Raw genomic sequence first — 25,735 nt, forward strand, 5'->3', positions numbered from 1 at the left:
TGAGCTTATTAAATCTCGCTAAGTGGTTAATCATCTATGCGGATTGATATTAATACCATACAGGTTCTTGTATGCGCTGCAACATATGGAGAAGGTCAGTAAATTAAAGATTTATAATGTATACAGTACTATCGGCAAGTACCAAATCAGACTCGATGTGAAATTCAATACCTTATTGCTTATGTACTGAGCGCGAGTTTTCTTTTGTGTTGAGCGTTAGTATCAGGTTAAGCAGTGATATGTAGCTGGGAAACTACGATTTCTGCGTTTACTGCACGTTAGCATGGTAAGTAAGTGGTAAGAGTAGGTAAGAGTAAAAGTGGGGGGCGTAGAATTCACACCCTGGCTTTTCGTAATTATGTAAGAACGCAGCATTACGCTGCGTTCATTTAGCACTTTCTATGAGGCTTTCGGCTACTTGGCTTCAGCTTCACGCGCAATCGCACGGTGCGCGATATCAGTGCGGTAGTACACATCTTTAAACTGAATGGCTTTTAGTAGCTCGTAGGCTTTTTGCTGCGCTTCGGTAACGTTGTTACCCAAAGCTGTAGCGCAAAGTACGCGGCCACCTGCGGTTACCACTTCGCCATCTTGCAGGGCGGTGCCTGCATGGAAAACCTTTCCGTCTAACTTAGCGGCTTCTTCGAAACCAGTAATCACGTCGCCTTTATCATAGCTGCCTGGATAGCCGCCAGCGGCAAGCACAACACCTACCGACGCGCGCTCATCAAACTCAATCGTTTTACCAGCAAGTTCGCCTTTGCACGCTGCTTGGCAAAGTGGAACCAAGTCAGACTTTAAGCGCAGCATGATTGGCTGGGTTTCCGGATCGCCAAAGCGACAGTTGTATTCGATTACCTTTGGAGTGCCATCAGCCATAATCATAAGGCCAGCATATAAAAAGCCAACGTAGTCGTTGCCTTCAGCAGCCATGCCGTTAACTGTTGGCATAATCACTTCTTGCATAATACGGTCGTGAATGTCCTGCGTTACAACCGGAGCCGGAGAATATGCACCCATTCCGCCTGTGTTCGGCCCTTTGTCACCGTCAGCAGCACGCTTGTGGTCTTGGCTGGTGGCAAAAGGAAGTACGTTTTTGCCGTCTACCATGACAATGAACGACGCTTCTTCACCGTCTAGGAATTCTTCAATAACTACGCGGCTGCCGGCTTCGCCAAACGCGTTACCTGCCAGCATGTCGCGGATAGCGTCTTCCGCTTCTTCAAGGGTCATCGCAACAATAACACCTTTACCCGCAGCAAGACCGTCAGCCTTTACTACAATCGGCGCGCCTTTCTCACGCACATAGGCAATAGCTGGGTCAATTTCTGTGAAGTTTTGATACTCGGCCGTTGGAATGTTGTGGCGAGCCAAAAAGTCTTTGGTAAAAGCTTTAGAGCCCTCAAGCTGCGCGGCAGCTTGAGTGGGGCCAAAAATCATTAAACCAGCGTTTGTGAACGCATCAACAACACCTGCAACTAGCGGCGCTTCTGGGCCTACAATAGTAAGCTCAACATCGTTACCCTGAGCAAAAGAAACCAAGCCAGCAATATCATTTACATCGATAGCTACGTTCTCAAGCTTAGGTTCTGTAGCTGTGCCTGCATTGCCAGGTGCTACAAATACTGTTGAAACATCAGAAGACCGCGCTGCTTTAAACGCTAGCGCGTGTTCGCGGCCACCGCCGCCAATTACAAGTACGTTCATTAACTGTTCCGTTTTGAGTGTTTAATTTTATGATTTTGGTTTGGTGAATTTTAGCGTCATGCGATTGCTCTCGCCAATCGCCATGTATTTTTCGCGATCTTGATCATCTAGCGCCAAACGTGGAGGTAGCGTCCACACACCTTTCGGGTGGTCGGCAGTATCCATTGGGTTCGCGTTGACATCGCTGCTTGCTTCAAGCACAAAGCCTGCTTTTTCGGCGGCAGCCACAACGTAAGAACGCTTCATGTAGCCACTTTTCTTCATTGCTTCATCATCTGCGCTTTCAGGAAGCTCATGTTCCACTACGCCCAGTACGCCACCTGGCTTAAGCGCTTTGAAAAATGCGCCAAATGCATTGTCGATACCCTCGTCACCGTGACGCATATACCAGTTGTGTACGTTGCGAAACGTCAGCACCATATCGGCACTACCTGCGTCGCTAATATCTAACGCTTTGATTGGGTCGAATGCAGTAAGCTCAGCACCTTCGTACTTCATGCCCGGCTTCATTTTTTCTTTGAAGCCTTCTACCGATTTTTTAAAGTAACCGCTGGTTTCATCATCAACGTAAAAGTGAGCAGCTACATACTTACCGTTATCTTTTACAACAGAATAAAGGATGTCGGCGTACCAACCACCACCTGGAGAGATTTCTACCACAGTCATGTCTGGGGTAAGGCCAAAAAAGCGCAGTGTTTGCTGAGGATTACGGTACTCATCGCGTACTTTTGCACTAGCAGAGCGGATATCGCTCATTGCGGCATCAGAAATCGCATCTGCGCTGGCATAAGTAGCACTTACACCTAGGGTTGCGGCTAACACATATTGGGCTAACTTTTTCATTCTTATTTCCTTTTTCTGTCGAGGGTAGGCGAATAACATAACACTATTACTACAAATTACTACGGGTCAGATCAAGCCTATCAGCTAACCCCTATTTGCACTTACGCCTTAGCAGAATAATTCGCAACTCTGTCGCTTCGATGAGATTTCATTACAACCAAGCAAATGACCTCGAGTCTGCGTATTTAAAAGGGTTAAGGAAAAATAACAAACACACAGTAAAGCCACTAAATGCCACTTTACTGCGTGTTTAACTTAGGTGTTGGTGTCCCTCACTAAGCCTGCACTAAAAGGTATTGCGTAAATACTTATTAGTGACGGAAGTGGCGCATACCCGTGAACACCATCGCAATGCCGTGCTCGTCAGCGGCATCAATGACTTCTTGGTCGCGCATAGAGCCGCCTGGCTGAATTACTGCTTTAATACCTGCTTCAGCTGCAGCGTCGATACCGTCGCGGAATGGGAAGAATGCATCAGACGCCATTACAGAGCCTGCAACTTCAAGGTTCTCATCAGCTGCTTTAATACCCGCAATTTTTGCAGAGTAAACACGGCTCATTTGGCCTGCGCCCACGCCTACCGTCATACCGTCTTTGCAGTAAACAATCGCGTTAGACTTCACGTATTTTGCTACCTTCCAGCAGAACATAAGGTCGCGTAGTTCATCTTCGCTTGGCTTACGCTTAGTCACAACTTCTAGGTCTTCCATTTCAACCATGCCGAAGTCGCGCTCTTGTACTAATAAACCGCCGTTTACGCGCTTAAAGTCATAACCTTCAGTTAGCTGACCAGTCCAGTCACCACATGCTAGAAGACGTACGTTTTTCTTCGCACTTACTACTTCTTTCGCTTCATCGCTTACTGTCGGCGCAATAATTACTTCCACAAATTGACGGTCAACAATCGCTTGCGCCGTTTTCGCATCAAGCTCGCGGTTAAACGCGATAATTCCGCCAAATGCTGATGTTGGGTCAGTTTTAAACGCACGGTCGTAGGCACTTAAAATATCATCGCCAATGGCCACACCACATGGATTAGCGTGCTTAACGATTACACATGCTGGCTCTTCGAATTCTTTTACGCACTCAAGCGCCGCATCCGTGTCAGCAATGTTGTTGAATGACAGTTCCTTACCCTGAAGCTGAGTAGCGGTAGCCACAGACGCTTCTTGAACATTGTTTTCAACATAGAATGCCGCTTCTTGGTGGCTATTTTCGCCATAGCGAAGGTCTTGCTTCTTAGTAAGCTGCATGTTGTAGGTACGTGGGAATTCGCTGTGCTGGTGATCACAGTCTGCTTCACAACCTGTGCTGTCTAAACGAGCACCAAAGTAGTTTGCAATCATGCCGTCGTATTCGGCCGTATGTTCAAACGCTTTAATCGCAAGGTCAAAACGGGTGTTGTACGTTAACGAGCCATTGTTGTCGTTCATTTCTGCAAGCACGCGAGAGTAGTCCGCTGCATTAACAACAATAGTGACATCTTTATGGTTTTTCGCTGCAGCGCGAACCATCGTTGGCCCACCGATATCAATATTTTCAATCGCATCTTCTAGCGTACAGTCTTCGTTTGCCACGGTAGCAGCAAACGGGTAAAGGTTAACCACCACAAGGTCGATAGGTGCAATGCTGTGTTCTTCCATCACTGCTTCATCGGTACCGCGACGACCAAGGATACCGCCATGAATTTTCGGGTGAAGGGTTTTAACGCGGCCAGCCATAATTTCTGGGTGACCTGTGTGATCCGACACTTCTTTAACAGGTAAGCCAGCGTCAGCGAGAAGTTTAGCAGTACCGCCCGTCGACAGAAGTTCTACGCCAGCGTTATGCAGCGCTGTCGCGAAATCGAGGATACCGGTTTTATCAGAGACACTAAGGAGAGCACGTTTAATTGGTTTTGGTGTTTGCATAAATTTTAAGTTTCTAATGTTGTAGTGTTGAAACAAAAAGAGCACCGATTGGTGCTCTTTGGTGGGCAAAGCCCTTGGAATCTTAGTTCATGCCGTATTGCTTAAGCTTCTTGCGAAGTGTGCCACGGTTGATGCCCATCATGATGGCAGCGCGGGTTTGATTGCCGCGTGTGTAAGTCATGACTTCTTCTAGCAGCGGCGCTTCAACTTCAGCCAGTACCATTTCGTACAGGTTATCGATGTTTGCGTTATCCAATTGCTTAAGGTACTTATTAACCGCTTGCTTTACAGAGTCACGCAGTGGCTTTTGAGCTTGCGTTTGTGAAGGCGTAGTTACTGTAGTAGTAAAAGGTGAAGTCACGTTTTGATCGAACATAATACTGTGTTGCTCTTAAGTTAGTCATCACTATGCTGCGGGAGAAATCTGTCGGGTTTCTCGTGTCTGCAGCGCTTGAAAATATGCATTTAGTGCATCGAGTTGCTCATTCGCATCATCGATAGCGTTAAACGTTTTACGAAACTGACGATCCGTATCGTGCTCCGCGAGATACCAGCCCACGTGCTTACGGGCAATTCTCACACCGGCTATGTCGCCATAAAAGTCCTGCACATTGGCTACGTGCTCATGCAAGAGTTCATATAACTCTGACAGCGGCGGTGCTGGTAGGTTCTCGCCCGTTTCAAGATAATGTTGGATTTGCTTAAATATCCAAGGTTTACCTTGCGCGCCGCGACCTATCATTACGCCATCTGCACCGGTGTAATTCAGCACCTCTTGTGCTTTCTCTGGAGAAGTAATATCACCATTTGCAATAACAGGAATTGAAATTGCCGCCTTAATTTGGCGTATGGTGCTGTATTCAGCTTCTCCTTTATACATACAAGCTCGTGTTCTGCCGTGAACAGCAAGCGACTGTATGCCGTTTTGCTCTGCAATGCGGGCAATCTCTACCCCATTGCGATTTTCTGGGTTCCAGCCGGTACGAATTTTTAGTGTCACGGGTACATCAACAGCATTAACTACTGCTTTAATAATCGCTTCCACTGTGTCTGGGTATTGAAGCAATGCAGAACCTGCCAGCTTCTTATTGACCTTTTTAGCAGGACAACCCATGTTGATATCGATGATTTGCGCACCGTTCTCAACATTAAATTGTGCTGCTTGAGCCATAAGCTCAGGATCAGCCCCAGCTATCTGTACAGAGCGAATGCCTTCTTCACCCTCATGATTCATACGCGCTTGTGATTTAGCTGTGTTCCAAACTTTCGGATTACTCGAAAGCATTTCTGAAACAACAAGCCCTGCACCTAAGCGCTTACAAAGTTGGCGAAACGGTCTGTCTGTTACGCCAGCCATGGGGGCCAACATCAAATTGTTTTCTAACTCGTAAGGTCCAATTCGCATTATAAAATGTATAGCTCGCCATCTAAAACTGCACAGAAAATATACACCCGGCTAAAACGGGGCGCTAAGTGTACGTGTTTTCGCAAGGCTTGAAAAGGCTAAAAATCGCACAAAATTTCACTCCGTGGTCTTGACAGTGAAAAAAATCTGTCACATTAGTAAGCTAACGTCGATTTTTAGTTTAAATATTGTACTAAAGTCTTACAGCCCCCGATTTGAAAGGGCTGTAATGTGAAAAAAATTAACAATTAATTAGGCGGTGACGTTCTTTGTCGTACAAATTTTCGTCGCAATTTTGAGGTGGTTTACCGAAAACACACTATTCTAACTGGGCGTAATTTTCACCGACTGGTCGGTTTATCACTCAAACTTAGTGTTTTTTGCCCGACACTCTCGCCCATTCGCCATCTATGGCACTGGGTTCAAGTGTAATATCTTGAGCGTACGCTTCTTCTATGCGCGTAACTTGCTCCGCCAAAATGCCAGAAAGAACTAACAAACCACCTGATTTGCAGTAATTTGTAATCACGCTTTGAAGTTCTAGTAATGGACCTGACAAGATGTTCGCCATCACGACATCGGCTTCAAGCTCAGGCTGGTCTTCAGGAAGGTATACATCCAAACGGTCTTCAACGCCGTTGCGTCGTGCATTTTCTTTTGTTGCTTGTAGCGCTTGTGGGTCGATATCAATGCCGATGACGCGTTTAGCACCCAATTTCAACGCAGCCAGCGCTAATATTCCAGAGCCACAGCCAAAATCGACAACGGTTTTATCTGTCATATCTATGCCGTCTAGCCAGCGCAAGCAAAGCGCTGTGGTAGGGTGCGTGCCAGTACCAAAGGCAAGCCCAGGATCTAACATTACGTTAACGGCGTTTGGATCGGGAACATCGCGCCAGCTTGGGCATATCCACAAGCGCTCGCCAAATTGCATGGGATGGAAGTTATCCATCCACTCTCGCTCCCAGTCTTTGTCTTCAAGTGGCTCAAGCTTATATTTAAAATCAGGGCCTAAGACTTTGGCTTTACCCAAGCGCTGAAGGATGCCTTTCATATCGGCATCAGCTTCAAATAAGCCGACGACTTGTGTATCGGGCCACAGTAACACTTCACCCGGCTTGGGCTCGTACATAGGGGTGTCTTTCGCATCCACATAGGTCACTGCTTGTGAGCCGTTGGCCGTTAGCATGTCGCCTATTGATTCTGCATGTTCAGAGGAGGTATTAATTCGAAGTTGTAGCCAAGCCATAGTTATCGTTCATTGAGACCTTTGCGCTTTATTGTACCTTTGCTTGGCAGTAAACAAAATGCAGGCAAGCGAAAAGCTTTCAGTAAATGAGAGCGCGATGCTTACAGAGGCATGATCAAATCTAACCACTTTGGTTTTCAACAGGCTCTCACGTACTCAATAAAACTTGGCTGCTCAATTGATTACGTAAGCCTCGAGAAAAACTAACCTTTTGTCGACTGGTGAAATTCTAATATAAGTTTATATTATGAGAAGGGTATCGTTTAATTTATAGTCTGGTTCATCTGTTGTATGCGCGCACTTTTATCTGCTGTTTGTTTACTGTGTTTTATCATACCGCTTAGCGCGAAAGAGCTAGATGTGGTTGTAGGCTGGAACAAGCCTCCATACGTTATTTCACAAGAGCACACCGGCTTTGAAGTTGACTTGGTGCGGGCGATCCTTGCTGAAATGGGATATGGATTGTCGCCTATTTATGTTCCTTTCGGGCGTACGGCAAGGTTATTAAAAGATGACGCAGTTGACATTGGACTTACCCTTAATCCTGCACACACGGTCGATCAAAGCATTTTATCTGAGCCATATATTATCTATCAGAACGTCGTGGTAACACGGGCAGACAGAGAACTGACGATAGACAGTATCGACGATTTGAAAGGTAAAAGCGTCATTGCTTTTCAAACCGCTCAATCGGTATTAGGTGAGGACTTTGGGCGAACTCTTGCATCGCAAACTACCTATATAGAAATGGCACGACAAGATCGTCAAGTGGACATGCTGATGCGCGGCAGTGTCGATGTTGCCATTCTCGATAGAAATATTTTCAACTACTTCAAATCTGCAAACAGTGCTTATGCCGAAGACGCAACCGTCTTTCATGAGCTTTTTCCTATATCGCCTTACAGTGCTGCGATCCCCGACCCAGCGCTAAGAGCCAAGTTCAACGCCACCCTTCGGCTATTTATTGAAGATGGGCGGTATCAGTTACTGCTTGATGAATATAAGCTCGATAACCTCCTTCATAAGCTTCCCGTAGCGGAAACGGCAAAATAATTCTTAGACAGTGAACTATTTCTGATTCAACGTATAAGAAACTAACATTACGTTACCTTCTATTGCCGTCAAACGCTGCATAATAAGAAGGAGTAACAGGCGCTAGGATCATACGTTAAGGAAAGGTTTATGTTGAAACAGGGTTTTTTGCTGGCCGTAGTCGTGCTATGCACTGCATGCGTGTCTCAAGCAAATCATACAGATAAGATTGAGCAATGGTTAGATAAGCCTGCTCACGTTCAGGCGCAAGCGATTGCGAGTGGCGACACGACATCTGCTGAGCTCGTTAGCGGTTATCTTGCGCGAATCGAACGGCTAGATGAAAAGGTAAATAGCGTTTTAGCGTTGAACCCTAACTCGCTGACCGAAGCGAAGGCCATCGATAAACGACTAGCGAATGGCGAGACGCTTGGCCCTCTGGCAGGTATTCCCGTGCTGCTAAAAGATAATATAGAAAGTAAAGAGATGCCCACCACAGCCGGCTCAATGGCGCTTATTGCTAATGACACTGGTCGCGATGCGCCTATCGTAGAAAAACTGAAAGCGGCAGGGGCAATTATTTTGGGTAAAACCAATTTGTCTGAATGGGCAAACTTTCGCTCTGAATCCTCTATCAGCGGCTGGAGTGCAGTTGGCGGGCTTACCCGAAACCCGCATATGCTATCAAGAAGTGCTTGTGGCTCGTCATCGGGCTCGGGCGCTGCCATGTCACTTCGCCTCGCGTCACTTGCCGTGGGCACCGAAACCAATGGCTCTATTATTTGTCCGGCATCCATAAACGGGGTAGTCGGCTTTAAACCAACCGTGGGCTTGCTTTCCAGAACTCACATAGTACCTATTTCTTTCAGTCAGGACACCGCAGGACCAATGACGTCTAACGTTCAAGACGCCTGGCTAATGACGGCAATCATGGCGGGCCCTGATGCAAGCGATAACGCTACACTAGACGCTGAGTCTCATCGCCCAGCTATGCCAACATCTTCAATGCTGGCTACAGATTTAAAAGGCAAGCGTATTGGTGTGGTTAGGTACCGCCAAGGCGATAACCCTCATGTGCTGGCTGTTTATGAAAGCGCGTTAAAGCAGCTTAAAGCATCGGGCGCGACGCTGGTGGACATCAGTGACTTCTCTCAGCCAGATTCATTTTGGGCAGACTCCTATAATGTTCTGCTGAGCGAGTTCCATCATAGTATTAACGAATACTTGTCGGGGTCGCCGGCAGAACTCCCTGCAAGGAACTTGTCTGAGCTTATCGATTTCAATAACAAAACAGAGCGCGAGTTAGCGTTATTCAATCAAGACATTTTCGAAAAATCGCTCGCGTCGGCAGCCATTGACAGCGAAAAGTATCAAAATGCACTGCGCCTTATTCAAGACACGGCGGGCAAAAATGGTATTGATACGTTGTTAGCAAAGCACAATGTTGATGTACTAGTTGCGCCCTCAAACAGCCCTTCTTTTTTAATAGATGGCGTATATGGTGACCATTCGCCTGTCGGTTTTATCGGTATCGGGTATTTGGCCGCAATTGCAGGATATCCGCATCTCACAGTGCCCGCTGGACAGGTGAAAGATCTTCCTGTGGGAATTAGCTTTATTGGTGGAAAGTGGCAAGACGAAAGCGTGTTAAAAATAGGTAGAGTCTTTGAAGCAAAACACGGCTTCTTCATTAAGCCTGGCCTTCTGCCTACACGTTTTGACAACCCAGCGCTAAAAGGTATCGAAGACGGAATTGACGTAGTTCGCTAGCGGGAAATGAGGGTACATAATCGTATTTCGCCTCAACAGAAACGAAAAAAGCCCTTGGTTTAACTCAAGGGCTTTTGAACGTCTTTTCTTTCGATTGGTTAGCCAGGCTTTTTCACCCAAGCGCTACACCAGCCATCAGCGTTAACAAGCTTATTAGGGAAAATGTTACAAGGGCGGTGTTGTTCGCCATCGGCGCCCTGCACGTACATGCAGTTTGCGCATTTTGCACCTTCAACAGTTGACGACGGTGTGTAGTTCAGTGCTTTTGCAGTAGGGTCATCAGCGCTCAATTGTTCTTGAGCCTGAGCACGTAACGCTACACCACCTAATGTAAGACCGATAACTGTCGAGCCAGAAAGCTTTAAAAAGTCACGGCGATTTACAGATTTCATAACATTCTCCTTAAGAGATAGAAACGATAATGATTCTTTTTTATTCAGTGCCTTAAACGCAAAAACCTGCCCAAAGAGGCAGGTTTTGTTTCATGTTTAAATACTATCTCTTTTTGAAAAAAGATCGAACGAAATGTCGCATTTTCGCTTGATCCAGATTAAATAAACTTCAGAGTTACAACCTTAAGTATTGAATGTAAGACCGCTGGACAGTTTATTAGTTCACTTCACGGTTAACTTTACATCGGGCTTTGCATACGCAAATTGCGCAATTCGTTGTGTGCTGTGGTAGCTGTCTAGGCCTGAGATACAGGCCGTTTGCGCTTGCTCTATATCTGCATAGCCGTCTGAATCTATTATTTGCTCAGGAACGTAGAGCTCCTGGATTTCGCCAATAACCATTTCGGTTTCATTAAGCAAAGTAAAATGCTGTGCTACTTTTAAGCCCATTTTAATTTCACTTTCTTTGACATACGGCGCACTGAAGGACTCACTGATCTGCGCGGTTAACCCAACGGCTTCAAATTCACTTTCATCTGGCGCATAGCGGGCTGATGTTTGGTGGGCTTTGTCGACCCAGTCAACAGACACGTGATTTAGCGTATAAAAGCCCTGCTGTTTTATATTGCTTAACGTATCTCGCGTGACGGTATGTGGACGCATGATCATGCCAATGAGAGGCGGGTTTGCACCGACATGAACAATAGAGCTCACTATAGCCAAATTGTTTGTAACGCCGTTTGTTGTACCCACCAAAGTCGCCGATTTAAAACCAGACAAACTATTAATTAGGTTTGCGCGGTAGCGCTGTGCAAGGGCGTCTATATCACCGCGGGTAAACTGCTTAGTCATTCTCTCTTTCTGCCTCTATCTGAATGTCATCACCGTGCTGATAAGCAGTAAGCTCAATGGGCTGACAACACACTTGGCAGTCGAGCACCTGTACTTGGCCAACATCGTTAATTTCATCTATTTCAACATCATTTGGGGCCATACAGTAAGGACAGGAAAAGCCCATGGAACGAGTTAAACTCATATTTAAATGCCTTTGTAATCACTAATGCTATTTGTTACGTAATGCAAAGACGAGTGGATTTTCTTTTAGACACGCCCCTTGTATCTGATTTTAAGAGAAAAGGACAAGACTGCCATTTGACGCTTATGAGTAATCAGAAAACTGGGTGCACAAATAATAGATGTGATAGACGAAAAAGGTGACCTTGTGGCAAATAAAGTTGGTCAATGCCCGTGCTGTAATAGAGAAACTCGCCTTACTTACCATCATCTTATTCCGCGAAAAATGCACAGGCGTACCTATTTTAAAAAGCACTTTAGCAAAGCGGAGCTTCAGGACGGCATTTACATTTGCAGACAATGTCACAGCGGTATACATCGATTTTATGATGAGATGACGTTGGCCAAACACTACTTCAATTTGCAGCGTTTATTGGCAGATGCGCAGCTTTCTTCGTTCTTTCATTGGGTGTCTAAACAGCGCGTACGCGTGTAAAAGTACACGCTGTGCACTATTAGCAGCAGATGTGATACCCAATCGCGGAGGATTTAATTTGATTCGCGTGGCTGTATAAATATACACTATTGGTGTTTTCATAGCCAAAGATACCTCATGCGAAAAGATTTACCGCCACGTTATTACCTTACACACTTTCACGAGTTCCTTGGGTTCTTTGAGGGTGCTAGCAGGGCGCTTCTAAGTGACGAAGCCACTGACTTTGTTAGGCGTTTTAAAGCGTTGGACGATGACAAACAGTGTATTGTTGTGCGCGCTGCAAATCGCAAGTACGCAGTGATTGACAGGACGCAGTTCAATTATAGCGAAATCGCTGTGCCACAAGAGCAAATAGATTGGCTTACCGACAACGGCTGGTTTGGTGACCTTACCCACGCTTCGCTTAATGACATCGCAGGTGTCTTGACCAAAGATGCTCTGCTTGAGCTACTTGCTGAATACGGCAGTATTCAGGGGCTCGCATCTCTCACCAAGCCTAAACTCGTGACGTTGCTTAATGAACATATCGAAGCTAGAGGCTGGCCAGAGCGCTTTTCGCTAGATAACTACTTAGTGTGCTTGTTCGACGATGCACTTCGCTATTTGCTGTTTATCTATTTTGGTAACACCAAAAGCCGTCTAAATCAGTTTTCTATGCGCGATTTAGGCGTAATGAGAACCCGTTCTGATTCCGTAACGGATACGGCGCGTTTTGAAACTAAAAGCGACGCCCAAGCGTCATGGTTTTACGCTAACCATTACAGCCAGTTAGCTTTTTATAACGATGATATGTTGCTTGCCATTGCCGAAGGTGAACTGCCCATTACAGAAGGTGTGTCGGCCTGTTTTTATCGCGACCAGTTTCTCTATGCATTAGGCCTAAAAGTACTGATGTTTGATAGAGCGAAAGGGCTAGAAGTATTGAAAGCGGCGCAAAGCGATAAGGCAAAAGAAAAGTGGTTAAGAGAGAGCTACAAGGACGGAAATGAAAATAGTGTTAAACAGACCCTTGAAGAGATAATTGATAATCCGCAATCGGATACGCTGTTAGCATTTGCAGAAGATTTCTATGCCCGTAAATACCACAAAAAACGCACCAGCACGGTTACCGACATGCTTCGCAATGCTAGCCGTACACTGGATATTGACGTAAGCCAAAATCAACAGGTTGAGCGTGGTGTGCTGGCGCATTATGCAAGGCGCGGCATTGAAGGCTGGCGCACGGAAAACCGATTATGGCGCAGTTTGTTCGGCCTTACCTTTTGGAAGCAACTTTACGAAGAAGACACGCTGGTTACGGAGTTTGATCGCAGACCATTATCGCTTAAACAGAATAACTTTTACGCTAAGTTTGAACACAGTATTGAAGCGTTGTTACAGGCGCTTGATAGCAAAGAAAAACTGCGTTTTCACATTCACAAAATGGCCACGATGCACTATGGCAAAGTTAATAGCCTGTTTATGTGGTCTAGTCATTTGCTTACGCCTATAGAAGCGCTAATTGAGCATGGTTCGCTAGATTCGATTTATGCTTTACTTCGCATGATGTGCAAAGACTTTGAGAGCCTCCGAGATGGCTTCCCCGATATCATGGTATTTGACGGCGCACTTCGCTTTGAAGAAATCAAAGCGCCTGGCGATCAGCTTCGCCGAAATCAGCTGGTTTCAATTCAACGTTTGCAGCAAGCTGGATTTGACGTTGCGGTAACAACAGTGAAATGGATACGCGACCCAGCACAGCCTTATGTTGTGGTAGATATAGAGACCACTGGAGGAAACAGCAGCTACAACCGGATTACCGAAATAGGTATGGTAAAACTTGTTGGTGGGAAAGAGGTAGACAGGTTTCAAACCCTGTTAAATCCGCAGCGCCGCATTCCTAGCAACATTACCCGCCTTACTGGAATTTCGGATGACATGGTGGCAGATGCTCCGCTTTTTGCTGAAGTAGCGGAACACGTGGCAAATTTCACCGAAGACGCTGTGTTCGTGGCTCACAACGTAAACTTTGACTATGGGTTCATCAAGCAAGAGTTTGCAAGACTAGAGCAAAGTTTCAGGCGACCCAAAATGTGTACCGTTCGTGAAATGCGTCGCACCTATCCTGGGCTGCCTTCTTACTCGCTGGCAAACTTAACAAAGCATTTTCACATAGAAATGGAGCAGCATCACCGCGCGCTGAGCGATGCGAAAGCCGCCGCCGAGTTGTTGAAGCTAGCGTTTGAAAAAGACGATGAGCAAGTGAGCGTTTAAGTCGGCCACTAATTGTTTGTAAGTTTAGTGTACTTGAACTGAACAAAATGAGCCGAAAATAAGTATGTAGTGGGGTTAAACACGCATATTGAGATGTAAGAAATGGCATTAACTGAAGAACAAGAATCACGGGTAATTGAAATGGCGTGGGAAGACCGTACGCCTTTCGAGGCAATAGAGCGTTTATACGGGCTGCCTGAAAAAGATGTGATAAAGCTTATGCGTAAAAATCTCAAACCGAAAACCTTCAAGAACTGGCGAGAGCGCGTGTCGGGTAGAAAAACCAAACATGCCAGCCTGCGCCCTGAAGGTGTGGACAGAGGATACTGCCCCTCTCAGTACAAATTTAAAGGCGCTAATAAGTAGCGTGTAGAAGCCTTTCCTATAGAAGCGGAACTGCCTTACGTTGTAGCTGCCTTTATTTTTTGGGAGGCGAAATAGTAGTAATCGGCAAAAGAAACGCAGTTAACTGCTGACGCATGGGGGTAGGAAAAACGATCGTGTTTTCTGATTGCAAAATACTCTTCGCGTGTTGAACCTGACGCAATAGATTTTGATAGGTGTCGTTATTTTGCTGAATCGCTTCTACCTTGTTCATGACAAGCTCAATGAACTCTGCAGGAGAAACGTCTGCATGTTGTTTGATCTCAAACGCCAGTGCCTTTAGCACGTAGGCTTCCCACTCCTTTCTATAACTGTCTTTCAGCCGTTCCGGGTAAAGCGTTAAGTCAGATATATCTTGCGCTAAGTCTACGATATCGAGAGGATCATCAAAAAGGACGCGAAACGCAAGCAGCGCTTCATCGGAGAGTCGGGAAATGGGAAGTTTTTCTTTGAACTGAGCGTAACGGCTGGGCACAAGAACACCTTCAAATTACGATTATTAGAGTTAAACAATACGAGCTTTAACGCTTCATTAGACTAAAGTTTAATAAACTCAACTTTAAGTTTAAAGCTCAAGAGATTAAAAATACGTAATCTGCGGTAACTGAACTCACAATGGCGACAAGCCGTAATTTATTATGCACTGTTAAAGTGTGTACGCGTTCTTGCTGTTTGGCCCATCGTTTGATGGGCCTTTTTTATGTGGTGTAGGCGCTTTGTTTCATTCAACTATCGAAGGAGAGTTTTACTCCTGCCAATAATCGACTGACACTATCTACCACATCAGCTCTTATAAACCATTCAACATCATGCTTCTCCGATAGCACGCCACTAAATTCCAGAGAGCCGCCGTGACCTGTTCCTAGGAAGTCTTCAATTAATTCAGCGCGCTCACCAAAACTACTGTCTATATAGGAATAGTAAGCAAAATATTCGATAGGATATGATGTGTTAAAAGCGCTTGCAGCGAATTCGCCGCTGGTGCCCACTACAACTTTCGCAGCACTTTCATCAGTACGATGCACTAATTCAATGAACGCGGTATCTTGTTCATTAATACGTAATCGATATTCTGCCCTGGCAAATGTACCGTTCAGCATTCTTTCAAAACTGGCTTCATAGCTATGTCGTTCCCCCATCTTTGCCGAATATTCAATCTCAAAGTATTCATCTTCTTCACCAACGTTAAACGCCTCGGAAGCTTCGGCATTCGCCAGTTGCCCCACCACTATTTCAAGAGCAGTGTTGTTTTGCAGCTTTCTCACGTGGCGAATGCCAGTAATCCATCCATCTTTGGACAAGCCTGTTGAAGAAACTCGCCCTTTATAAGTGGGAATAATGCCTAGTTCAGTTTTGCCCGCATTTGTTTCATGCCTGAGGTACAGTCGTCTTGCATAAAGATAATCGGTTGTGTCGCTACCAAACGTATTGTGGCTAGATGAAAAGTCATCGCCAGTAACAATAAAACTGTTTACTGACCATGTAGAAGTGAGGGAGAGCGATGGATAGTAACGCAATCGATATTGTTCACGGCTAGGGCGATTGGAGCGATTATCGTAACGCACTTGGATATCGAGTTTCTGTGAGAACGAAGGCGTGGTGTCTTCAGCACAAGCCTCGGAGAGCGAGCCGCATAAGAATACACAAATAAAAATAGAGATTACCCTCACGCAATTTCCCTTCTCATTTCCAGTTAATCAGTTTATACATCAATCATAACTTTTTCGGACAGATAAATTTCGCTATGTAGATAAAAAGCGAAAAAAAAGCCGGCAAGGTTGCCGGCAATAAGTGGAGTGGGACTCCAATGAGTGGTAAAACACACAAAAAAGGGAAGGTCTTAAGGGAGATGTCTTAAAACTTGTACGCAGTATAGAGTGGGCGTTTAAATAAAAAAATCGTTAAAAACTGATTGTGGTAATCGGAAAATTAGAATTTGCTGAATAGCGAATAGCGAATAGCGAATAGCGAATAGCGAATAGCGAATAGCGACAAGAAAGTAGTAGCGGACTATAAGAAAATTGGGCTACACAAAAATACAGCGTGTAGCCCAAAGGGGGATTAGGCTAAACCTAATTTCTTCTCTAAGTAGTGGATGTTGGTTCCACCGGCGAAGAAGTTTTCATCGGCCATAATGGCGCGTTGAAGTGGAATATTCGTTTTAATACCCTCAACCACAATTTCTTCAAGAGCATGGCGCATACGAGCAATCGCTTCGTCGCGGCTTTCACCGTAAGTTATAAGCTTACCAATCATTGAATCGTAGTAAGGTGGCACGTGGTAACCCGCGTAAATATGCGACTCCCAACGAATACCCAAACCACCTGGCGCATGGAACATGTCAATTTGACCAGGGCTAGGAATAAAGGTTTTAGGGTCTTCTGCGTTAATTCGACATTCAATGGCGTGGCCACGAATTTGAATTTGCGACTGATCAATAGACAATGGCTGACCCGCTGCAATGCGAAGCTGCTCTTTAATAAGATCAACGCCAGTGATCATTTCAGATACAGGGTGCTCTACCTGAATACGGGTATTCATTTCTATGAAATAGAATTCGCCGTTTTCATATAGGAACTCGAACGTACCTGCTCCGCGGTAGCCAATTTCGATACAGGCTTTGCGGCAACGATCGCCAATCTTGGTACGCATTTGCTCAGAAATACCCGGTGCTGGGGCTTCTTCCACTACTTTCTGGTGGCGACGCTGCATTGAACAGTCACGCTCACCTAAGTGAATGGCGTTACCTTGGCCATCAGCAAGTACCTGAATTTCAACGTGACGTGGGTTTTCAAGGAATTTTTCCATGTAAACCGTTGAGTTGCCAAAGGCAGCACCCGCTTCCGCTTGTGTTGTTTCGATGGCTTTAATCAACTCAGCTTCGCTGCGAACCACGCGCATACCACGACCACCACCGCCGCCTGCAGCTTTAACGATGATTGGGTAACCAATGCGCTTAGCAATGGCTTTGTTGCGCTCTACGTCGTCAGTTAGCGGGCCGTCGGAACCGGGTACACACGGTACGCCTGCTTTTTTCATGGCGTTGATAGCAGAAACTTTGTCACCCATAAGGTTGATAGTTTCAGCTTTAGGGCCAATGAAAATAAAGCCGCTTTTTTCTACCGCTTCAGCAAAGTCTGCGTTTTCCGCTAGGAAACCGTAACCTGGGTGAATTGCAATAGAGTTAGTGACTTCTGCAGCAGCAATAATGCGAGGAATGTTCAGATAGCTTTCGGTTGCCGATGCTTTACCAATACAAATCGATTCGTCAGCCAGCAACACGTGCTTCAAGTTTTTATCCGCAGTAGAGTGCACTGCTACGGTTTTGATGCCTAGTTCTTTACAGGCTCTCAAAATACGCAGGGCAATCTCACCACGGTTAGCAATAAGTACTTTATCTAGCATAGTTAAGCACTCGCTTATTCAATGATGAACATTGGCTGGTCGAACTCTACAGGATCTTGGTTTTCAACCAAGATTGCCTTAACCACGCCTGCTTTATCTGCTTCAATTTGGTTCATCATCTTCATCGCTTCAACGATACAAAGCGTGTCGCCAACTTTTACTTGCTGACCAACTTCTGCAAACGGTTTTGCCGTTGGTGAAGATGCACGGTAGAACGTACCTACCATTGGAGACTTAACAACGTGACCCTCTGGCTGTGCTGGCTCAGCTGGCGCTTCAGACGCAGTGGTAGCTGCCGCTGCTGGAGCTGGTGCCATTTGCGGTGCCGCTGGTGCTGCAAAGCTGTAGTTCATTGGCGCTTGAACACCCGTTGGACCACGGTGGATGCGTACAGACTCTTCGCCTTCAGTGATTTCTAGCTCGGCAATGCCAGATTCTTCCACTAGTTCGATGAGTTTTTTAATCTTTCTAATATCCATGTTCTGTCTCTGCTTTATTTATGCGATTTCGGTAAGTTGATTGCTGCAGTTAGCGCGAGCGAGTAGCCCATGGCACCAAGGCCAACAATGACGCCAGCTGCAACATCAGAAAAATAGGAATGATGACGAAACGGTTCACGGGCGTGAACGTTCGACAAATGCACTTCAATAAACGGGATATTGACACTTAATAATGCATCGCGAAGGGCGACGCTGGTGTGCGTGAAGGCAGCAGGATTAATAATAATGGCATCAACAGTACCCATAGCAGCGTGCACGCGATCAATCAGTTCAAACTCAGCGTTTGACTGAAAATGCGTTAAGGTCACGTTGCTTGACGCAGCCTGCGCCTGCAAATCATCTACGATGTCTTGCAAGGTTTGTGTGCCGTATTTGTCGGGTTCTCTTTGGCCTAACATATTCAGGTTAGGGCCGTTCAATAACAAAATATTCATCTAGTTTGCTGCTATCTTCGGGAAAAAGTCACGGTTATTGCCATTTCAACAAACTTTTGTGACAGTTGCACGAAAAAAAGCCAATTAATTTGCTCGTTTATTGTGTTAAATGCTGATTATAGTGATAGATAAAGATTTCGCAGCAAAATACTGGTCTAATCAGGTGTTTTCGGCGCAAAGTTTATTGGGAGGTTTGCTTATTGGCTGCCTGTGAAACCGCAGCATGCTGCACTCTCAGAAGGCGTTAGTGGGGGAAGAGATAGTAGTTTTAACGAAAAGTATCAGTATGTATTGCTATAAATGCTAAGGCGAGGCCTTAGTTAGGGCGCTGTCGAAGGAAAAGGGGACACTTACGTACTTACCATGGAATTTGGCTACATATATGCCAAAGTGAAGGTGGGGTAAGGAAGAAAACCCCGTATTGCCGGTATAACCGATAAGCTGCCCGCGTTCCACGACTTGCCCTCTTGTCACAGCAACACCTTTATATTTCAGGTGGTAGTATTCGCCGGTGGTTCCGTCGCTATGAAGAATAACAACGTTGTTAGCGTATTTTGCAAACTTCGGCGTTGGCCCGCCTTTCGTGCCGTCATCTTTCGTGTCGATCACTACGCCTTCCCGGGCGGCTAAAATAGGTGTACCTACAGGCGCGGCAAAATCGAGAGCATACCTTGACGCACCAGAATGACTAAAATTGCCGTTAAAGCCTTGAACAATACGGTATTTGCTAGCTGGCTGTAGCGGTGGCAGATACGTATAGGCGTTGTCGTGTATCGCGTCTACGCGCCCCACCGTCCATTTAACGCGCATAGATGCCCAGAATGCGTCGGCATTTTTTACTACGCCAAGGGGCACTTGGTCATTGGTATCTAAAAATGCGTTAACGTGGGCTTTTGATCTAAGCTCCCCATTGCCTGTGGGAATGTCTTGCATCACATTGGAATACAGAGTTAGCGCTACGGGCAATTCTACTTTTCTCTGTACTGAGACTAAATAAAGAGAAGAAGACGAAGGCGTAAGCTCAAAACAAAAGCGTTTGTTATCAAAGCACCCCGTGGTTTTCGCTGTTACTGATAGGGAAAAAGTGAGCGAAATAAATAAGAAGGCCTGCATTGAATCCAACCTTCTTTTCTGAGCCCCGTTTCTACCCAAGATAAAGAGAGCAGCGCTTCGCACCGCTCGCCATACTCGCCATATGAGAAGAGGAAAGTCCTGGAATCGACGCTCCTTAGTCCAAGCGACCACTTTGACCGTCATTAGTGTTAGACCCATCGTTAAGCCATTCGTTAACGTGACCGGCAAAGGCGTCTGCTTTCATAAATCCAGTGACGCGGGCTTTGGTTAGCTCGTCGCCGTTTTTGTCAAAGAACAAAATAGTCGGCAAGCCAAGCACCGTAAAGGTGTCGAAAATCTCCTGACGTTCTGGTGTGTTATCGGTAAGGTCCATTTGCATCCATACCGTATTGCTAAGTGCAGCCACAACATTTTCGTCTGGGAACGTGTACTTCTCGAACTCTTTACACGCCACGCACCAGTCGGCGTACAAATCGACCATTACCGTTTTACCTTCAGCGTTAGCCGCCGCAATTTTATTACGTAAGTCTGCCAAGTCTCGCGCAACAACAAAGTCTGGGTGCCCTGCGTGAACACCATCAGAGTGCTCACCCCAAAGCCCTGTGTTTAGCCCTGCTTGATAAATAAGGCCAGCACTTCCCATAATGCCTATTGCCACCACAACAGCACGTACAAGCTTCATCAGTGAGTTTTTGCTGGCGCGATTGAGTACCCAGTAGTAACCGAATAAACCAAAGCCAAGCAACCCCCATAGGAAGCCAGTGGCTGGGCTATTATATAAACGCTCAATAAACACAATGGCCACGGCAAGCATCATAAAGCCGAAGGTGACTTTAACCACATTCATCCAGTTACCTGCTTTAGGTAGCAGTTTTCCTCCTGTCATGCCGAACAGGATAAGTGGAACACCCATACCAATACTTAACAGGTAAAGAGAGATAAAGCCCAGCGTCATGTCGCCAGTTTGGGCAATAAATAGCAATATGCCGGTGAGCGGCGCAGTGGTACAGGGCGAAGCGATAAGGCCAGATAGTACACCCATAACAAACACACCAGCGAAACTGCCGGGCGTTTGGTTGTTACTCATGTGAGTGAGCTTTTCTTGATACTTTGCTGGCAGCTGAATTTCAAAACCACCAAACAGAGCAACGGCGAGCGCCACAAACAGCACAATGAATACGCCCAGCACAACTGGATGTTGCAAAGCAGCCTGAAATTGCGCCCCTGCCACCGCTACTACCAAGCCAAGCAACGAGTAAGTAATCGCCATACCTTGTACATAAACAAAGGTTAACCAGAATGAATGAGATGCGGTTTTAGGCTTGCCCTGACCAATCACAATGCCCGACACAATGGGGTACATAGGAAACACGCAAGGCGTAAAGGCGAGGCCTACGCCTAGGGCAAAAAATAGAGCTAAAGTGAGAGCAAGGTTATCTTTATCGATCAGCCTTTGCGCTAAATCGAACTGCTCGCTTTGTGGAGACGACGAGGTAGACGCGCTATTTGATTCTGTAGTCGCATCAGCGTTTGCTGCCGTATTGCTTCCGACTTCATTTAAATACACCACTTTTACTGTGGGCGGGTAGCAAAGGCCGGCATCAGCGCACCCCTGATAGCGAATTTTAACTACTCCGTCACTGAGTGCTGACTCAATGGGTAGGGTAATAGATACGCCGTTGTAAAATACTTCAGACTCACCAAAGAACTCATCTTCAATCATCACCCCGCTTGGGTAAACAGGCTCGCCAATTTCGGCTTGTTTAGCCACAAACTTAAACTGTTTAAGGTATAAGTAGTAGCCGTCAGCAATGTCGAAATTTAAAGTAAGAACGTTATCTTGTTGACTAAAGTCAAAAGCGAACGCTTGGTCAACATCGAGAAATTGGGGCTCATTTGCAAATGGGTCGTCAAAAGCACTTGGCACTTGTGCGAACGCAAACGTAACTAACAGCGACATCAAACAAAGCACTGACAATACGGACGCAATAAAGCGACGAAACAGCGAAGCCAACGATAGGCAAGGCGAAGGCAAAAGGGTAGTCATAAGGTTGTCATTCATTTTAATCTATTTTTACGTCTTAGTTATTCTTGTTCAGAAAATACGGGTTCAGTTAGCGCTGCAGTGTGTTTTGTAGCCAATGCCCATAAGCGCTGCTAGCCTCAGCATTAAGTTCTAACCATTCAGGGACATCGTACGGATGTAGTTCGCTTACTCTATCGAAGGCCTGTAAAACGTGTTGTGTGTTCGTTTTAATAAGCAGTTGGCACTCTGCGTCGGTTTCCACCTTCCCCTGCCACTCATAAACGGACTCTATACCCTTGATTATGTTGACGCAGGCGGCAAGCTTTTCTTCAACGAGCGTGCTGGCAATTAACTGCGCTGTCTTTTCATCGGGCGTGGTGCACAATACAAGCTTAATTGTCATAAACGTTTCCTACTTTATTTCGCGCCTGTTACTTTGCTAGTGGGTCGATATGTAATTGACCTGAAAAGTCGCACTATTCTTTCATAGCTACAGTATATCACGGTCGTTATCGGTCGCTTTAAGTGGCTATTTAAGCGAAAGGGTGGGCACCTTTTCTTGTTATTACGTACAAAGACCCTATAACAGGTTATGAATACATGAAAGAGGAAGCATTTTGCGGGTTTTATTTATACTGTTTGCCCTATTACCTATTTTAGAGATTGCGTTGCTGATAAATGTGGGCAGCGTGATCGGTGGTTGGAATACCGTTGGCTTGGTACTTCTTTCTGCCTTTATTGGTGCTTACTTTGTTAAACGCGAAGGCGTGAGTACACTGCAAACTGCACAAGAAAAAATGCAGCGAAATGAAGTGCCAGGAAAAGAGTTGGTTGAAGGTTTGATGCTGGTGGTTGCGGGTATTCTTCTGGTTACCCCAGGGTTCATTACCGATATCTTTGGCTTTTTGCTAGCAATGCCAGGCTCTCGCCACTTTTTTGCAGCTCAAGTTAGTAAGCACATGAAAATGCGCATTGTCACACCTGGTATGGGAGGAGGCGCAGCTGGCTTTGGGCAAGGTCAGTCGCCATTTGGACAAAGTCCTTTTGGTGATCGCCCTAACTCGCCCAATAGTGATGGTGATGTGTTCGAAGGCGAGTACACCGATCACACCACCAACGACCCGGATAAGCGCTTAAAATAACTATCGACCGTTGACCTTTGATGTATAGCAAAGGTCAACAGGCTCTAGCCTCACTACAGATCCCATCAGGTTATGAGCGCCGATTACCACGATAAACAGCGTTTACATATTTAATAAAAATAAGTATTTAGCGAAAAAATCAATTTTTTTACATTTTTTTGCTTAAAAACCCTTGAAGTTATCTGGGTACTACCCCATCTATCCGTGCAGAAACGATTTTAACTGCTCAGCAATGAGCAACCTTAAACACACGGCATTTAGATTGTCTGAATGTCGATAATTACATTCATTTGAATAGTGGAATTTTCAGGAGACTTGAAAATGGCAATTCGTCCTTTACACGACCGCGTAATCCTTAAGCGCGCAGAGCAAGAAAGCAAATCTGCAGGCGGTATCGTTCTGACTGGTTCTGCAGCAGAAAAATCTACACGCGGCGAAGTAATCGCAGTAGGTAACGGTCGCATTCTTGAGAACGGCGAAGTTAAAGCGCTAGACGTTAAAGTAGGCGACACCGTTATTTTCAACGACGGTTACGGCGTTAAAACAGAAAAGCTGGATGGTGAAGAAGTACTAATCCTAAGCGAAAGCGACATTCTAGCGATTGTTGAGTAATAACAACTAACGTTAAAACGAATTTTAGAGGAATTTAATCATGGCAGCTAAAGAAGTACGTTTTGGTGATGACGCTCGCAGCAAAATGCTAAAAGGCGTAAACACACTAGCTAACGCAGTTAAAGTAACACTAGGTCCAAAAGGCCGTAATGTTGTTCTAGACAAGTCTTTCGGTGCACCTACTATCACTAAAGATGGTGTGTCTGTAGCGAAAGAAATCGAGCTTGAAGACAAGTTCGAGAACATGGGCGCTCAAATGGTAAAAGAAGTTGCGTCTAAAGCGAACGACGAAGCAGGTGACGGTACAACAACTGCTACTGTACTTGCTCAAGCAATTGTTACTGAAGGTCTTAAGAGCGTTGCAGCGGGTATGAACCCAATGGATCTTAAGCGCGGTATCGACAAAGCAGTAGCGGCAGCAGTTGAAGAGCTTAAAGCCCTGTCTACTGACTGTGCAGACAGCAAGTCTATCGCTCAAGTAGGTACTATCTCTGCAAACTCTGATGCAGAAGTTGGCGACATCATTGCTCAGGCAATGGAAAAAGTAGGTAAAGAAGGTGTTATCACTGTAGAAGAAGGTCAGGCACTTCAAAACGAACTAGACGTTGTTGAAGGTATGCAGTTCGACCGCGGTTACCTATCTCCATACTTCATCAACAACCAAGAAAACGGTACTGTTGAACTAGACAACCCGTTCATCCTATTGGTTGACAAGAAGATTTCTAACATCCGCGAACTACTTCCTACCCTTGAAGGTGTAGCGAAAGCGGGTAAGCCGCTAATGATCATCGCTGAAGATGTTGAAGGCGAAGCGCTTGCTACACTAGTAGTTAATAACATGCGCGGTATTGTTAAAGTTGCAGCGGTTAAAGCACCAGGTTTCGGTGACCGTCGTAAAGCAATGCTTCAAGACATCGCTATCCTAACTGGCGGTACAGTAATCTCTGAAGAAATTGGTCTAGACCTTGAAAAAGTTCAGCTTGAAGACCTAGGTACTGCTAAGCGCGTAGTTATCAACAAAGACAACACAACAGTTGTTGACGGTAACGGCGACCAAGAAGCGATTGAAGGCCGTTGTGCTCAAATCAAAGGTCAAATTGAAGACTCTACGTCAGACTACGACAAAGAGAAGCTTCAAGAGCGTCTAGCTAAGCTTTCTGGCGGTGTTGCAGTAATTAAAGTTGGTGCAGCAACTGAAGTTGAAATGAAAGAGAAGAAAGACCGCGTAGAAGATGCACTACACGCAACTCGCGCAGCGGTTGAAGAAGGTGTGGTACCTGGTGGTGGTGTAGCACTAGTTCGCGCAGCAGCTAAACTTGCTGACCTTACTGGCGACAACGACGACCAAACAGTAGGTATTAAGCTTGCACTACGTGCAATGGAAGCGCCTCTACGTCAAATCTCTATCAACTCAGGTGCAGAAGCATCAGTAGTAGTTAACGAAGTGAAGAACGGCGAAGGTAACTACGGTTACAACGCAGGTAACGACACTTACGGCGACATGCTAGAGATGGGTATCCTTGACCCAACAAAAGTAACGCGCTCTGCACTTCAGTTCGCATCTTCAATTGCTTCACTAATGATCACAACTGAAGCAATGGTAGCTGAACTACCTAAAGACGACGCACCAGCAATGCCTGACATGGGCGGCATGGGCGGAATGGGCGGCATGATGTAATTGCCTGTTCCTCCCTTTGCTGTTGATTTATAAAGGTTTATTTTTCATATGTAGAGACGTATGTAGAGACAATAATAGAGCCTTTTGATCTAACACGGCATTGAGACCTAAAAAAGCCATCAAGATAATACTTGGTGGCTTTTTTGCTTTTAGTGTGTAGCTTTTTTGTATGCAGGTCAGAATATATCTTGTTGGGAGGATTTATGAGTAGTCGTGAAGAGTCAAAGGAAATAGCCTTCTTGCTGAAAAATGGCGATTGGGCTTTCCCTGTAACCGACATTCCGCATCAAATTCAGGAATAAATCTCTTGGTATAATGTGCCAAGTACATCTATGATCACCTGCTGGCGCTCCTGTTTGTCTGTGATTACGGGGGGAGAGTCACCAATACTGACTTCGTGGATCCCACT

General features: G+C 45.7%; 25 protein-coding genes. 8 read left to right on the forward strand and 17 right to left on the reverse strand.

Annotated elements, in window-relative coordinates; all coding sequences use genetic code 11:
• Positions 1–414: 414 nt before the first annotated feature.
• From purD to prmA, 6 genes are all read right to left on the reverse strand, one after another.
• Positions 415–1,707, reverse strand: a complete 1,293-nt coding sequence (gene purD / locus WA381_RS03955) for a phosphoribosylamine--glycine ligase (protein WP_061486808.1) — start codon at positions 1,705–1,707, stop codon at positions 415–417.
• A 27-nt stretch (positions 1,708–1,734) separates the two neighbouring features.
• On the reverse strand, positions 1,735–2,550 hold the full coding sequence (locus WA381_RS03960; RefSeq protein WP_039228695.1) for a class I SAM-dependent methyltransferase: 816 nt from the start codon (positions 2,548–2,550) through the stop codon (positions 1,735–1,737).
• A 311-nt stretch (positions 2,551–2,861) separates the two neighbouring features.
• A complete protein-coding gene (purH, locus tag WA381_RS03965; RefSeq protein WP_061487019.1) occupies positions 2,862–4,460 on the reverse strand; it encodes a bifunctional phosphoribosylaminoimidazolecarboxamide formyltransferase/IMP cyclohydrolase in 1,599 nt (532 codons plus the stop codon).
• A gap of 82 nt (positions 4,461–4,542) precedes the next feature.
• Positions 4,543–4,836: a DNA-binding transcriptional regulator Fis gene (fis, locus tag WA381_RS03970; protein ID WP_012520109.1), complete on the reverse strand. Its 294-nt coding sequence runs from the start codon at positions 4,834–4,836 to the stop codon at positions 4,543–4,545.
• Positions 4,837–4,866: 30 nt separating this feature from the next.
• Positions 4,867–5,865: a tRNA dihydrouridine synthase DusB gene (gene dusB / locus WA381_RS03975; protein ID WP_014951289.1), complete on the reverse strand. Its 999-nt coding sequence runs from the start codon at positions 5,863–5,865 to the stop codon at positions 4,867–4,869.
• 370 nt (positions 5,866–6,235) lie between these two features.
• Entirely contained in the window at positions 6,236–7,114 is an 879-nt protein-coding gene (gene prmA, locus WA381_RS03980) for a 50S ribosomal protein L11 methyltransferase (protein ID WP_061486807.1), read from the reverse strand.
• 291 nt (positions 7,115–7,405) lie between these two features.
• On the opposite strand from prmA, the gene WA381_RS03985 reads away from it, so the two are divergent.
• Both WA381_RS03985 and WA381_RS03990 read left to right on the forward strand, forming a co-directional pair.
• On the forward strand, positions 7,406–8,167 hold the full coding sequence (locus WA381_RS03985) for a substrate-binding periplasmic protein (RefSeq protein ID WP_014951287.1): 762 nt from the start codon (positions 7,406–7,408) through the stop codon (positions 8,165–8,167).
• 129 nt (positions 8,168–8,296) lie between these two features.
• A complete protein-coding gene (locus WA381_RS03990) occupies positions 8,297–9,916 on the forward strand; it encodes an amidase (protein WP_156087235.1) in 1,620 nt (539 codons plus the stop codon).
• A gap of 98 nt (positions 9,917–10,014) precedes the next feature.
• Here WA381_RS03990 and WA381_RS03995 read toward each other — a convergent pair whose 3' ends face one another.
• The 3 genes from WA381_RS03995 to WA381_RS04005 form a co-directional block, all read right to left on the reverse strand.
• Entirely contained in the window at positions 10,015–10,308 is a 294-nt protein-coding gene (locus WA381_RS03995; protein WP_014951285.1) for a high-potential iron-sulfur protein, read from the reverse strand.
• A gap of 222 nt (positions 10,309–10,530) precedes the next feature.
• Complete coding sequence (locus WA381_RS04000) at positions 10,531–11,160, reverse strand: flavin reductase family protein (RefSeq protein ID WP_061486805.1); 630 nt, start codon at positions 11,158–11,160, stop codon at positions 10,531–10,533.
• Positions 11,153–11,344, reverse strand: a complete 192-nt coding sequence (locus tag WA381_RS04005) for a CPXCG motif-containing cysteine-rich protein (RefSeq protein WP_014980678.1) — start codon at positions 11,342–11,344, stop codon at positions 11,153–11,155. The genes WA381_RS04000 and WA381_RS04005 overlap by 8 nt, the downstream gene beginning before the upstream one ends.
• Positions 11,345–11,530: 186 nt before the next feature.
• On the opposite strand from WA381_RS04005, the gene WA381_RS04010 reads away from it, so the two are divergent.
• The 3 genes from WA381_RS04010 to WA381_RS04020 all read left to right on the forward strand — a co-directional run bounded on the left by WA381_RS04010 (position 11,531) and on the right by WA381_RS04020 (position 14,437).
• The gene (locus WA381_RS04010) at positions 11,531–11,818 is read left to right on the forward strand and encodes a hypothetical protein (RefSeq protein WP_230598863.1); all 288 of its coding nucleotides are present in this window, start codon (positions 11,531–11,533) and stop codon (positions 11,816–11,818) included.
• A gap of 117 nt (positions 11,819–11,935) precedes the next feature.
• Complete coding sequence (locus tag WA381_RS04015) at positions 11,936–14,071, forward strand: exonuclease domain-containing protein (RefSeq protein WP_039228684.1); 2,136 nt, start codon at positions 11,936–11,938, stop codon at positions 14,069–14,071.
• 102 nt (positions 14,072–14,173) lie between these two features.
• Positions 14,174–14,437: a TIGR03643 family protein gene (locus tag WA381_RS04020; protein WP_110288928.1), complete on the forward strand. Its 264-nt coding sequence runs from the start codon at positions 14,174–14,176 to the stop codon at positions 14,435–14,437.
• A gap of 52 nt (positions 14,438–14,489) precedes the next feature.
• On the opposite strand, the gene WA381_RS04025 is transcribed toward WA381_RS04020, so the two are convergent.
• The 8 genes from WA381_RS04025 to cutA all read right to left on the reverse strand — a co-directional run bounded on the left by WA381_RS04025 (position 14,490) and on the right by cutA (position 22,297).
• Positions 14,490–14,930: a hypothetical protein gene (locus tag WA381_RS04025; protein WP_156087233.1), complete on the reverse strand. Its 441-nt coding sequence runs from the start codon at positions 14,928–14,930 to the stop codon at positions 14,490–14,492.
• Between the two features lie 250 nt (positions 14,931–15,180).
• On the reverse strand, positions 15,181–16,125 hold the full coding sequence (locus WA381_RS04030) for a hypothetical protein (RefSeq protein WP_156087231.1): 945 nt from the start codon (positions 16,123–16,125) through the stop codon (positions 15,181–15,183).
• Between the two features lie 391 nt (positions 16,126–16,516).
• Positions 16,517–17,860, reverse strand: a complete 1,344-nt coding sequence (gene accC, locus WA381_RS04035) for an acetyl-CoA carboxylase biotin carboxylase subunit (RefSeq protein ID WP_014999996.1) — start codon at positions 17,858–17,860, stop codon at positions 16,517–16,519.
• A 14-nt stretch (positions 17,861–17,874) separates the two neighbouring features.
• Positions 17,875–18,339: an acetyl-CoA carboxylase biotin carboxyl carrier protein gene (gene accB, locus WA381_RS04040; RefSeq protein ID WP_039221534.1), complete on the reverse strand. Its 465-nt coding sequence runs from the start codon at positions 18,337–18,339 to the stop codon at positions 17,875–17,877.
• Between the two features lie 14 nt (positions 18,340–18,353).
• A complete protein-coding gene (aroQ, locus tag WA381_RS04045; protein ID WP_014951275.1) occupies positions 18,354–18,794 on the reverse strand; it encodes a type II 3-dehydroquinate dehydratase in 441 nt (146 codons plus the stop codon).
• A 303-nt stretch (positions 18,795–19,097) separates the two neighbouring features.
• The gene (locus WA381_RS04050) at positions 19,098–19,907 is read right to left on the reverse strand and encodes a M23 family metallopeptidase (protein WP_014977754.1); all 810 of its coding nucleotides are present in this window, start codon (positions 19,905–19,907) and stop codon (positions 19,098–19,100) included.
• 115 nt (positions 19,908–20,022) lie between these two features.
• Positions 20,023–21,915, reverse strand: coding sequence for a protein-disulfide reductase DsbD (locus WA381_RS04055; RefSeq protein WP_044583929.1), 1,893 nt, complete (start codon positions 21,913–21,915; stop codon positions 20,023–20,025).
• Positions 21,916–21,982: 67 nt separating this feature from the next.
• On the reverse strand, positions 21,983–22,297 hold the full coding sequence (gene cutA / locus WA381_RS04060; RefSeq protein WP_156087229.1) for a divalent-cation tolerance protein CutA: 315 nt from the start codon (positions 22,295–22,297) through the stop codon (positions 21,983–21,985).
• 214 nt (positions 22,298–22,511) lie between these two features.
• On the opposite strand from cutA, the gene WA381_RS04065 reads away from it, so the two are divergent.
• From WA381_RS04065 to groL, 3 genes are all read left to right on the forward strand, one after another.
• Positions 22,512–23,036: an FxsA family protein gene (locus tag WA381_RS04065; protein WP_156087227.1), complete on the forward strand. Its 525-nt coding sequence runs from the start codon at positions 22,512–22,514 to the stop codon at positions 23,034–23,036.
• A 321-nt stretch (positions 23,037–23,357) separates the two neighbouring features.
• Positions 23,358–23,648, forward strand: a complete 291-nt coding sequence (locus tag WA381_RS04070; protein WP_012520088.1) for a co-chaperone GroES — start codon at positions 23,358–23,360, stop codon at positions 23,646–23,648.
• Between the two features lie 40 nt (positions 23,649–23,688).
• The gene (gene groL, locus WA381_RS04075; protein ID WP_156087225.1) at positions 23,689–25,326 is read left to right on the forward strand and encodes a chaperonin GroEL; all 1,638 of its coding nucleotides are present in this window, start codon (positions 23,689–23,691) and stop codon (positions 25,324–25,326) included.
• Positions 25,327–25,735 lie beyond the last annotated feature (409 nt).

Source organism: Alteromonas sp. CH_MED4-4, assembly GCF_037029575.1.
Classification (GTDB): Bacteria; Pseudomonadota; Gammaproteobacteria; order Enterobacterales; family Alteromonadaceae; genus Alteromonas; species Alteromonas macleodii.